The sequence below is a fragment of the Colwellia sp. 75C3 genome, assembly GCF_002836255.1.
Lineage (GTDB): Bacteria > Pseudomonadota > Gammaproteobacteria > Enterobacterales > Alteromonadaceae > Colwellia.
In genome coordinates this window covers 81,650-93,577 of sequence record NZ_PJAU01000049.1, presented here as the reverse complement: position 1 = coordinate 93,577, position 11,928 = coordinate 81,650, and the positions used below count along the sequence as shown (strand labels likewise).

Genomic DNA, 11,928 nt, shown 5'->3' with positions numbered 1-11,928 from the left:
GATATTTATCTATTACAAGGTTTTTCTAAAATACAGTTTTCTTTTAACGATAATTCACTGGAGAAGCAAATGGTCAAATCATTTTAGCCAAGGAGCCAAACAACTACCGAAAGGCAGCTTCTTAGCTAATGGATATGGTTGCTACAGCTATGGTAATAACAATCACTACAAAAACTAATATGAACTAGATGATTTTTTGGATGAATTACTAGAAAAATCCAAGCTGTCTTTAGTGAAAAGGTAATCCCCCCTAAATTATAAAGTTTTATACTACTTAAATTTTGAGGGATGCTGATAATAAATAGAGTCAATAAAGGCACTTCTTAAATTTACTCTATGATTTATATGAAGATATTTAATTATTTTAATGCGCAATTTATTGACAAAGAATAACAATTAGTGGATTGTTCTTATGTCAGAATAGAAGCATAAAAGTATCGATGCGAAAGGAACACGCGCTTGTCACCCCAATTTTATAATGAAAATGCAGAAGCTCTAGCCCAACAATACCTGTCAAAAACATTTGATGAGGTACATCAAAGCTGGCATCAACTATTACCTGCCATTATAGAAAATCCCAACGCACGCATTTTAGATATTGGTGCAGGCTCAGGCCGCGATGCCAAATATATTGCCCAATCGGCAATAAACAAACATGGTGACATAAATGGAACACAGGTGATTGCTGTTGAACCAGCAAGCATACTTGCCGACATTGGCGCACGTCAAACCGCTGGGCTTAATGTTAAATGGCTCACCGACTCACTACCCGCATTAAGCACTATTACCAAACAAGAAGTTAGTTTTGATTTAATCCTACTCAGTGCTGTGTGGATGCATATCCCCGTAAGTGATCGACCACGTTCAATGCGTAAATTGGCTAACCTACTTAAACCGGGCGGCAAACTAGTTATCTCACTTCGCCATTCAGCGAGTACTGATGAAGCAGAGCAAGAACGCAAAGCACGTAAAATGCATGTTGTGTGTGCAGACGAGCTTAAACAGCTCGCTACAGATGTTGGATTATTTACCAAGCTAGAAACTCAAAAAGAAGATGACAAGCTCGGTAGGGGACACGTCTCTTGGCAAACCCTTGTTTTGCAAATGCCAGACGATGGCACAGGTGCATTTCCGTTTATTCGCCATGTCGCAATTAACGATGGTAAATCAGCCACCCACAAACTTGCCTTACTTAGAGTCTTACTGCGTATTGCCGACGGCCATCCTGGTGCAGTACTAAGGCGTGAACCTTCTCCTTTTGGTGACCGAATTATATTACCCGTAGGTCTAGTAGCGTTATATTGGTGTCATCAATATAAAGACTTAATTGATAGTCATAAATTATTTCAGCGACCGGGAAATAATTCGAATATGGGTTTTATGACAGCAAATGGGTGGGACAAGTTAACTCACTTAACGGCTTCAGATTATCGTATTGGTAACCTCTTTACAGGCGATGATGCTAAAGCACTTTGTCGGACATTATCAGCAGCCGTTCAAAACATTAAAAAGATGCCTTGTACTTATATAACACTGCCAAATAGTGACAAAGCAATTTTTGAAGTAGCTAACAAAACCGTAAAAGCCAAAGACAGCATCTTTCTTGATTTACAAAACCTTGAGCAATGGGGCGAGTTTTCATTGCCTGAATCAACATGGCTTGCGTTTAATCGTTATGCCTGTTGGATAGAGCCTGTACTGGTAAGTGAATGGGTAAAAACCATGGCAGGCTATGCAGGTAATGCCCAATATAAATCACCAGAAAATCAATTTAAATTACACCAGGCATTAAATTGGGAAGAGCCTAAACGCACAACTACTGAAGTTCGAAAGCGTTTTGAGCAGTTACAGAACTCCCTAGGCAGAAATGAGAAAATACACTGTATATGGTCGGATAAATCGTTAAAAAATAAATACGACATTGATCACAGCATGCCTTTTGCCCGTTGGCCAAATAACGATTTATGGAACTTGCTACCAACAGATAGCACAGTGAATAATCAAAAAAGTGATCGATTGCCAACAGAGAAAAAATTAAAAGAAGCAAAAGATCGCATGCAAGACTGGTGGCAAGTCGCTTGGCTTGATGAATCAGTGACAAACAATAAAACAGACTTACTTGAAAACAACAGGACAAACGAACAAAGACGCTTTTTCGCTGAAGCTAATATTGCATTACCCGGACTAAGTTCAGACAACTTGTCAATAGATGATTTGTTTGAAGCATTAGTAATGCAGCGTGGGCGGTTAAAAGAAATGCAACAATTGAGAGAATGGTAATAAATGATGGATAAAACCCTTGAGAACGAGACCTATGAAGATGTAACTCCAAATCCAGAGTATTTAATAAAATCAATATCTGAGCAAGGGTACAGTTTTGAAGCTGCGCTAGCTGATTTAATTGATAACTCAATTTCAGCGGATGCCTCTAAAATTGAAATATTGATAGATACTAATAATGCTCCTTATACATTATTTATCGCTGATAATGGAACAGGTATGAATGAGGAGGCATTAAAAAACTGTATGCGCTTTCCTAGCCAGTCACCCGATGATGAACGGGTAAATAGTGATTTAGGAAGATTTGGCCTTGGAATGAAAACAGCTTCCTTCTCTCAAACTAGAAAATTTACTACTTTATCTCGCGTTAGAGGAACAGAGAAGTATTCAGCTCGAACTTGGGATTTAGAGTTACTTAAAAATAATGAATGGAATCTTCTCGTTAATTCCCTTGAAAGTATTGAAAAGAGAATAGAGCAGTACCAACAGATAAGTACCTCTCGTTTTAATGGTTTCGAGAATTTTGATGCTAATACTGTAATTGTTTGGGAAGGACTATATAAATTTGAACAATATTTAAAAGAAAAAAATCGAGAAAATGCGCTTTTTAAAGAAATCGACATCATAGCAGATCACTTAAGCTTAGTTTTTCATCGTTTTATGGAAAAGAATAAGCTTCAAATAAGAATAAATAATCAATTATTGGAACCATTCAATCCTTTCCCTACAAAAGAAAAAGATTTTCGTTCACTAGAGTTCAGGAAAAGAAACTTCGGCAACGATTCAATTAAGATTGAAGGGTTTGTTTTACCTTCGAGAAGTATCAAAGAATCAAAAGAAGGGTTATCAATATGGGCAACCAAAAAAAGAAGTTTGATGGATATGGAAGGTATTTATATCTACCGCGCAAATAGATTGATTCTTTTTGGTGGTTGGAATGGATTAATTAGGAAAGCGCCACGACTTCAATTAGCGCGACTACAAGTAGAGATAGGTAATAATGCAGATCATTTACTTCATTTAAATGTTGCAAAATCACAAGTAATTATTCCTCATGAATTAAAAAGCGCTTTTAAAAATTATATTGATGATCTTAAGCTTGAAGCAGAGAGAGAGTTCTTTAATAAAGGTATAAAACAATTTAAAGAAACTAAAGAAAAAAACAATATTCAATTATTTGAACGAAAAATCTCAAGTAAAGGACCTGTTCTGGAGGTTAATAGAGATTTTGAATTAGTTCAGAGCCTTCTCTTAGATTTAGATAAAAATCAAACCGCAAAATTTAATATGCTTCTATCTATGGTTAATACTCGAATTAATAAAATTAGATCGACTCAAACTAATCAGAACTTCCTAGATGATGACAGTTTATCTAAGGAAGAACTAATGATGAATATTAAGGACTTGAAAAGTAGAGGCGTGAATTCCGCTACTATTAGCCAATATGTAATACCTGAACTTGGTTATACCTTAGAAAGCCTCCCTCAAGACGTTTTAGAATTATTAAAAGGAAGTCAATAGTGTCCGCTCACGAATATGTCGAACAAATAAAAAAAATGATAAAAGTAGAAGTTAAAAATTTATCTGAAAACAAAGAACTTTCGCTTGATGACTTTGAGGTTATTTTTAATAAGGTTAAGAATAACATACCTATTATAGCTCCCATGGTAGGTTTACCTACAGTAGATGATATATCTTTAAAAAGTTATTTTGATTTAGCAAGGAAAGAATACTTATCTCTTAATCCAACAGAAATAGATCCTAGTAGTTCAATTAATAAGGATAATAAAAAGTCTTGGCTAACTGCTGAAAAAAGCAAAAAAATACCATGGAATTATACAAGTCGTTATTTTAGACAGTTAGAGAAAACAGGTCGTTCTGATTCAATAATAGAGGAAACAGCACGTTCAAGTGAGGAGATTATTGGCAAACTTGGAGATCCCTCTTCAATGGACGAATTCTATATTAAAGGGTTGGTCGTTGGAGAGGTTCAATCGGGTAAAACAGGTAACTTTAATGCTGTTATTAACAGGGCTGTTGATTGTGGCTACGGATTAATAATTATTTTATCGGGAATCATGGAGGATTTACGTAGCCAAACACAGCAACGTATAGAAAGCGATGTTATTGGAGAAGGTTTTGATGAGGACTCGGGTAAAAAAGGGGTTAAAGGTGTAGGTAATATAACTAGATTTGGTCAACTTGGTAACTCAGATATTAGGCAAGTAGTATCTATTACATCTGCAAATTCTGACTTCAAGAAGAGTCTTGCTGATGCTGATTTTTCATTAAATCATACTAATATTCTTGTCTGTAAGAAAAATGTAAGTGTACTTAGAAATTTAATTGTCTGGTTACATGATTATTTAGATGAAGATAAAGATAAGCATAACATTCCTTTCTTAATTATTGATGATGAAGCTGACAATGCTTCATTGAATAATGAAGGTGCTAAAGGTCATGAGTATGCTTCTAAAATAAATGGACATATAAGAGCTTTATTACAACTTTTCCACAAAAAATCCTATTTAGGGTATACCGCGACACCGTTTGCCAATGTTCTTCAAGATAGAAATATTCAGCCAACCAAAGATTGGCAGATTGAATTTAAAATAAAAAAGGAAAAACAAAAAAAACTCCTACAGCAAGTTGATAATATTTTTCCTGATGATTTTATTTTCCTATTAAATTCTCCTTCGAATTATATTGGTGCGAAACAAATATTTGAAACTCTAACTGTAATTGATAATAAGGCTGAAGGAGAAAAAATCCCTCTGTTATCTAGCCCTATTAAAGACTACATTTCTGAATTTCCTACGCGAGTAACCGACATTGAAGAGCCTATAGGTATAGCGAACTATGCAAATAAAAAAGAATGGGATGAAAAAGGGGAGCTTGATGAAGATATGCTCTTTAGTGGTTATGCTGAATATAGAAAAAAAACTAGGGCTAGTAAGGCTTATGATGACTTTCCTAAGAAACTCCCTGCATCACTAAAAGAAGCTGTGATTTGTTTTATATTATCAATAGCTATTAGAGAAAAACGTAAGCCAGAAATGATACATTCAGCTCTATACCAGCAGCATCACACCATGCTAATTCATATTTCTAGATTCACTTTATGGCAAAATAAAACAAGCACATTAATTGCAAAATATTTATCTGAAGTGAGTTTATCAATCTTAAATGATGACCCTAAATCAGCTCAGTCGATATATTTTGATATTGAAAAAATATGGTATAAATATTATGCAAAAATAGTTGAAACGATACGTAACTATTTACCACAGAAGTATTCAGATGAATTTTTAACCCCTATGGTATTTGATTCAGTGAAAAAGTATTTGCCTGATGCAGTTAAAGATATTGAAGTAAAGGCGGTAAATAGTATCGCGAAACAAGTGCTTGAATACCCTAAAACAACAGCTAAAAAATTTATTGCGGTAGGTGGTAACAAACTTTCACGTGGGTTCACATTAGAAGGTTTAACAATTAACTATTTTATAAGGAATACTAATTATTCTGACTCCTTACTTCAAATGGGCCGTTGGTTTGGCTATCGACCCGGATATCTTGATTGCTGTAAGTTATTTACAACAGAAGACGCTATAAACAAATACAATCAAACAACAAAATGCATTGAAGAATTAGAGCATGAATTTAAGAAAATGTCCCGTAGAGGAAGTTCACCTGAAAAATTCGTTTTAAGAGTAAAGAAACACCCTGGTGTATTAAAAATTACTAGGCCTTCAATTCTTAAAAATACGGTAGATGTAAAGTGGTCTTATCAAGATCAGTTGGAAATGACGACTACCTTTGATGTGAAAAAATCGAAAATTGGACGAGTATGGGATAACTTTAAGAGTGAATTGGCTCCTAAATTTAAGAATACTATCGATACACCGAAAGGTTTCCTATCATACAAAGCTACGGGTGCTGAAATTATATCCTTATTAAATCAAGAGAATAACTTTCCTTCTGATGACATAACCACAATGGTGAAATTTATTGAGTTATGTAATCAGAAGAAAAAGTTAATTAACTGGACTGTAGTACTCAAAACAACAGGTTCGGCAAAAGGACCAAATGGGCAAGGGAAAAAAACCTTATCACCTATAGACACTAATCTTATTAATGAGGTTGAATTATCAATAAGACGTGGCCCAAGTCAAAGTGAATATCGTAAAAGCTTTCTGAAAGATCATAAATTCCATATGACAGGGAAAAATGCGAACATAATTTCCTCACCTAAAGATTTAAGCGTTAGGTTAAACGAAGCGACTATAAAAAGAGCTGAAAATCAATTTTACGAAGAGAAAATAAGAGATATTCAAAAAAATAAACCATCATTAACGAAAAGTGAAGCAAGAAAAGAAATAAAAACAATACCAGAAAGAGTGTATAGAGAAGGAATGAGTGAGGATGAAGCTGTTCTTATAGTCTACTTATTTGACTCTCATTATTCATTTAATCATGAAGCAGGTAAAGAAGACTTAGATTTCATGGAATATGTAAAAGAACAACAAATTGACTTAAATATACCTTTGGTCGGATATGCGATAGGTTTTCCGCCGATAGAAAAAGATCCTGGAGGTGCCTATGTACAGGGTGATTACAACCTTGATGAAGATGAATACTCCGAAGAATACTCGGATGAAGATTCTCCGCTGCCTGTTGATGGTCAGGAGTAGCATTATGAATTCAGAGTCATTGATTAATAAATGGGCACAAATATCTACATGTAAAACTATAAAAGGGTATAAGACGATTAGAATTACCAGTGACTGTACTTCTGATATATACCTTGGCATCGATGAAACAGGATGCCATAGCTTGATTTTAAATTTACCAAAAAATCATGGGGTTAATTTTAAAGCGGTTAAAAAAGAGAAGATAGCTATAACGTTATTTCCTGATACTAACTACCTGATAATGACACTTCTTGATGAGGAATATAATAATTTATTCGATGATCTAGTTATATCTCTTTTTAATTCTATAAAAGATATCAAAGAAGTTGATCTATATTCAAAAGTATTCATTCAAACGTTCTATCAATGGATTTTATTTTTTACATCAGATAATAATGATAGGTTGCCAAAAGATGTAATAAAGGGCGTTTGGGGAGAATTAATTGTCTTAAAAGAACTAATACAAGATAGTGATAGTTACAGTATTAATGATGTTTTATCTGGTTGGACTGGTCCATACGATCAAGGGCATGATTTTATTTATGATGATAAACACATCGAAGTTAAAACAAAAGATATCAAGAAGGTTTCCGTACGACTTTCTAGTGAACATCAATTAGAAGTTGAACCTGGTAAGAAGTTAACTCTTACTGTTGTTTCTGTTGATGAGGATATGGAAAGTGGCTCCTCATTAAGGGATTTGGTGCTTGAGATAAAGAAAGCTATATTTGAACGATTAGGTGACTTTTCGATTATTCTAAAAGCGTTGCTTCAAAAAGGTATAACACTCCAAAATATCCAAGAATATAACAATTATCGTTTCAAACCATTAAACATACATGACTACGATTGTTTAGAGGAAGGCTTCCCTAAAATTACAACAAATAACCTTCCTCAAAGTATCAGTAATGTAAAGTATGATCTTAATTTAACCAATTTAGCAAATTATGTAGTCTTAATAAGAGAGTTTTAAATGGAAGTGAATGAATTATTCAAGTATAGGCAGGATATATTAGATGCATCTAAAGATGATGATGAATTTATCAGGCAAGAGCCTGTTCTCGCTGAATTATTACCATATATGCTTGATGCTAAACTAGTCGATTCCGAAGATGTAACACCCTCATACTTTTCTCCTGGCTACGATAGTTTAAAGGTTAATGCCTACACAGTTAATGATTCAAAAGAAAGGCTTCAGTTATTTATTATAAATGATGAATCAATAGATGAGTCTATTAGTGAAGATGATTTATGCATTTCACTTAGGGCTGATTATGGCAAACAGTTTAAAAAGGTAACAAAGTTCCTAAACCTATCTATAAAGGGGGATTTAAATAATAAAGTTCAGGATTCAGACGGTGTAGTTAAGTCACTCATTGCAAAGCTTAATTCTAATGAAGGAATTGACCAATTTGATGTGATTGAAATTTTTCTTCTAACATTGACTGCTACAGTTTCAAATCGAGGGGAATCGATACAGCCTAGGAAAATACACTTTGACGATGAGCTTTTAAAAACAAAGTTTGAAAAAAACGATGAGATTATCAAAAAAGAAATTTTGATTTTACGAAAAGTTATTGATCTAAATTTTATTGCTAATGTGATTGAGTCTAGGGGGAATAGGGAACCTTTAACAATAGATTTTAATAATGATATAAGTCAAAAAATAGAGGTAATACAAGCGGCAGATGAAAAAAACTTTTCTTCATATTTATGTGTTCTCAATGCCCAAGTGATTTCAGATTTATACAAACGATACAGCAGCAGATTACTAGAAAAAAATGTCAGGTCATTCCTTCAATTTAAAGGAGTGAATAAAGGAATAAAGGAAACAATAAAAAACAACCCTGAGCAATTTGTTGCCTACAATAACGGATTAACTATTACGGCAACCAATGCAATAATTAGACCTTACAAAAAGTCATTATACTTGGACTCATTAACTGATTTTCAAATTGTAAATGGCGGACAAACAACAGCTTCTATTTACTTTTCTCAAAAAGAAGGGTTAGACATTAGTAAAGTTAATGTCATGGCAAAAATTAATGTAGCAAAAGATGTCTCAGAAAATGATTTAGATGAATTAATTTCAAATATTAGTAAGTATTCTAACTCTCAATCAAAAGTTACAGATGTAGACCTTAGATCTAAAAGTCCTCAATTAAGAAAGCTAAAATCCTTAAGCGAATCGATCATAACACCGAGCGGTTGTAAATGGTTTTTTGAAAGAGCCAAAGGTGAGTTTTTAACTAAAGTTAGGCACGCAGGGTCTAACGGGAAACGATTAAAAGACGAATTCCCCAAAGAACGTCGATTTACAAACATGGAATTAGCAAAGTATTACAATTCATGGGGAAATAACCCTTGGCTAATTAAAAAAGGTGGAACTACCTGTTTTAGACATTTTATCGAGTTAATGGAGTCTGGTATTGATTCTGATGATAGCTTAGAAATTAATAGGGCGTTTTTTGAAAAATTAATTTCAAAAATGATTCTCTTTAAAAGGATGGAAAAAATATATGGACAAGGAAAAAATTCTCTTGGTCAGCTAAGAGCAGCTGTTATACCTTACTCATTATCAATTATTTATATGTATACGGATGCCATGTCTTCTAGTAATAATTTTAATCTAGATAAAATTTGGAAAGACGAAGGTATAGATAGGGAGTTAAGTGAATATCTTCAGTATCTAATGGTTGCTGTAAATGATCTAATTAAAAAATACTCCGTAAGTGAGGATTACAATGAGTACTCCCGAAAACCAGAACTTTGGGAGACCATTAGGAATTGTGATGAAGTCAAAGAAATGATGACGAATGATTATACGTCATCAACTTTAGAGCGATATTCGGTGAAAATCTAACGAAGTATAGATAGTACATTGTTAGCTATTTTTTTAGCTAACAATGGAGGTACTGCATTACCAACTTGTACATATTGTTCCGTTCTATTTCCTACGAAAAAATAATTGTCTGGAAATGTTTGTATTCTAGCCGCTTCTCTCACCGTTAGGCTTCTGCATTGCAATGGGTCTGGGTGGATGTAGTAGTGTCCATCTTTTGAAATATGACAAGTAATTGTGGTAGCAGGTATATCCCAAGGTTGTACTCGGAATCTATCTGCAAATTTACCACTTTTAAAGTTTTTGTGTTTCGGAATGAGATATTCAGGATAATCTTTGGATTTAGGACTGCGTGAGGCCCAGTTGAATTCTTTACTTACGCTACCCCAAATACTACAAAATAAGTATCTTTGTAAGTCAGCAGTTAAATGACCTCTGGTTTCATGGTTAGTAATATATTTACCAAGACTTTTATCATAAAACCAATTTTTAAATTCATCATTTTCAATATCTGAGGTTCTCTTTAACGCAAATACTTGACCCTGTTTATCACTTGGTTCTTGGATTTTTTGTATTACAGACTTTATTGAATTGGCAATTTCTAATTGCTTAATAGCATTTAAAGATACTATGCTTTTCTTAGCATCATTTTGAATGTTATGAACCCAATTTTCCTTGGTATTTTGAATTTTTGATAAACCACTTCTTAATTTAGGTAAATCAAAGATCACATCCATAACTGTAGCTTGGTGCTCACTTTTAGTAAGACCAATACTACCTACGTTTGGATAAATGTCTTCTCTAACACCTAAAAGAATTACTCGATGCCGTCTTTGGGGGATACCGTACTGCTCACTATAAACAATAAAATCTCTTGGGTTTAGCGCTTTATCTTCATTTTCGGGTACAACTAAGGATAAAACTTTGTAGTTATGCTTTTGTCTGTTTGTTTGGGGTTCTGTGTTTACTGATTTACAGGGGTTATGTAAATCAGTAAAAATTGTTTCATAAATGGATACACCATTTACCTTTGCTGAAAGCATTCCTTTAACATTTTCCATCACAAAAACGGCAGGTTGAAACTGTGCAATAACCTTTAAATATTCTTTATAAAGAAAGTTTCTAGGGTCTAACGTAGGATCATAATCTTTATTACTTCTATTTCCAGCTAAAGAGTATGCTTGACAGGGAGGTCCTCCAATTAAAATGCACTCTTCTTCGCCGATAGCTTCGATAATTTTTTTATTGATAATTTGATTATCTTTACCCAACTCTAAATTTTGAGCTTCTTGTTCGGCCATTGCTACTTGCGTAGAAAATTTTGGGATTTTATATAATTGCTCTTCAGGTGTTTTCCCCAACTCACCTTTGAGGAAATCGTAATATTCTTTAGGGGCATCACCATTGAATTGTCTAAAGAAAGCTCTTAATTTAAGTGTGCGATACGCACTGGGCTCTTTTTCTATGGATATTCCGATTTGAAAAGGAGAGCTTCCATCAGTGTTTTTTAGTGATGTAAAGCCTTCTCCCAAACCACCAGGTCCGGAAAATAAGTCAATTATTTTTATTGGTTGATTCATGAGTAATAGAGAGTGAATTTTTTTATTATGATACTAGGGTTTACTAAAAAAAGTTATGAAAATAAAGATTGATTAGGGTTACTTTCATGAATAATGTGGGATTATAATAAATTGATAGGTCTTAAGTATATAAAACGTTCGGTAATTTGCTTCGTGGGGTTGCTTAAACCAAATTAAACACTATTAATTTTCACTTCTAGGTGTTCGGTGTTATTCATTTCATTTTTGTTCATGTTAATTAATCTTTGGTTTACATGTACCGCAGTCTTTAATTGGATTGCTTCTTATTGTGTTTGTTTCAGCTCTCGTTAGTAGCTATTGGTAACTATGAGTGCCAATCTTTATATAATCATTTCTGGTAAAGCTATCCTCGGTATAGTCTTTTTTAGTGCCGTACTGGTAGTTTTATGGATTACAAAGTAATTAGAATTTGGTGCTCGTAATACATTAGCCACAAAGCTTTGGGGAAAGTTATTAACCCACGTTAAGTATGAACGGTCGTCATCATCAAAAGCTGCCATTTTTATTCCCGTAA

General features: G+C 33.8%; 6 protein-coding genes. 5 read left to right on the top strand and 1 reads right to left on the bottom strand.

Annotation, left to right across the window (positions count from 1 at the left end; translation table 11 throughout):
* Positions 1-459 precede the first annotated feature (459 nt).
* The 5 genes from CXF85_RS11400 to CXF85_RS11380 are packed head-to-tail and all read left to right on the top strand — an operon-like array spanning position 460 to position 9,834.
* A complete protein-coding gene (locus CXF85_RS11400) occupies positions 460-2,280 on the top strand; it encodes a class I SAM-dependent methyltransferase (RefSeq protein WP_101228659.1) in 1,821 nt (606 codons plus the stop codon).
* A gap of 3 nt (positions 2,281-2,283) precedes the next feature.
* Entirely contained in the window at positions 2,284-3,801 is a 1,518-nt protein-coding gene (locus CXF85_RS11395) for an ATP-binding protein (RefSeq protein ID WP_232771166.1), read from the top strand.
* Entirely contained in the window at positions 3,801-6,971 is a 3,171-nt protein-coding gene (locus CXF85_RS11390; protein WP_101228657.1) for a Z1 domain-containing protein, read from the top strand. Before CXF85_RS11395 ends, CXF85_RS11390 begins: the two co-directional genes overlap by 1 nt.
* Positions 6,972-6,975: 4 nt before the next feature.
* The gene (locus CXF85_RS11385; protein WP_157829084.1) at positions 6,976-7,944 is read left to right on the top strand and encodes a PD-(D/E)XK motif protein; all 969 of its coding nucleotides are present in this window, start codon (positions 6,976-6,978) and stop codon (positions 7,942-7,944) included.
* Positions 7,945-9,834 (top strand): AIPR family protein, encoded by a 1,890-nt coding sequence (locus CXF85_RS11380; protein WP_101228655.1) that lies wholly within the window; start codon positions 7,945-7,947, stop codon positions 9,832-9,834.
* On the opposite strand, the gene CXF85_RS11375 is transcribed toward CXF85_RS11380, so the two are convergent.
* A complete protein-coding gene (locus CXF85_RS11375; protein ID WP_101228654.1) occupies positions 9,831-11,393 on the bottom strand; it encodes a DNA cytosine methyltransferase in 1,563 nt (520 codons plus the stop codon). The genes CXF85_RS11380 and CXF85_RS11375 overlap by 4 nt on opposite strands.
* Between the last annotated feature and the right edge of the window lie 535 nt (positions 11,394-11,928).

Bases quoted from the DNA above. Each gene is read 5' to 3' on its own strand.
- CXF85_RS11395 (WP_232771166.1), top strand. From the start codon at position 2,284: ATGATGGATAAAACCCTTGAGAACGAGACCTATGAAGATGTAACTCCA.
- CXF85_RS11385 (WP_157829084.1), top strand. From the start codon at position 6,976: ATGAATTCAGAGTCATTGATTAATAAATGGGCACAAATATCTACATGT.
- CXF85_RS11380 (WP_101228655.1), top strand. From the start codon at position 7,945: ATGGAAGTGAATGAATTATTCAAGTATAGGCAGGATATATTAGATGCA.
- CXF85_RS11375 (WP_101228654.1), bottom strand. From the start codon at position 11,393: ATGAATCAACCAATAAAAATAATTGACTTATTTTCCGGACCTGGTGGT.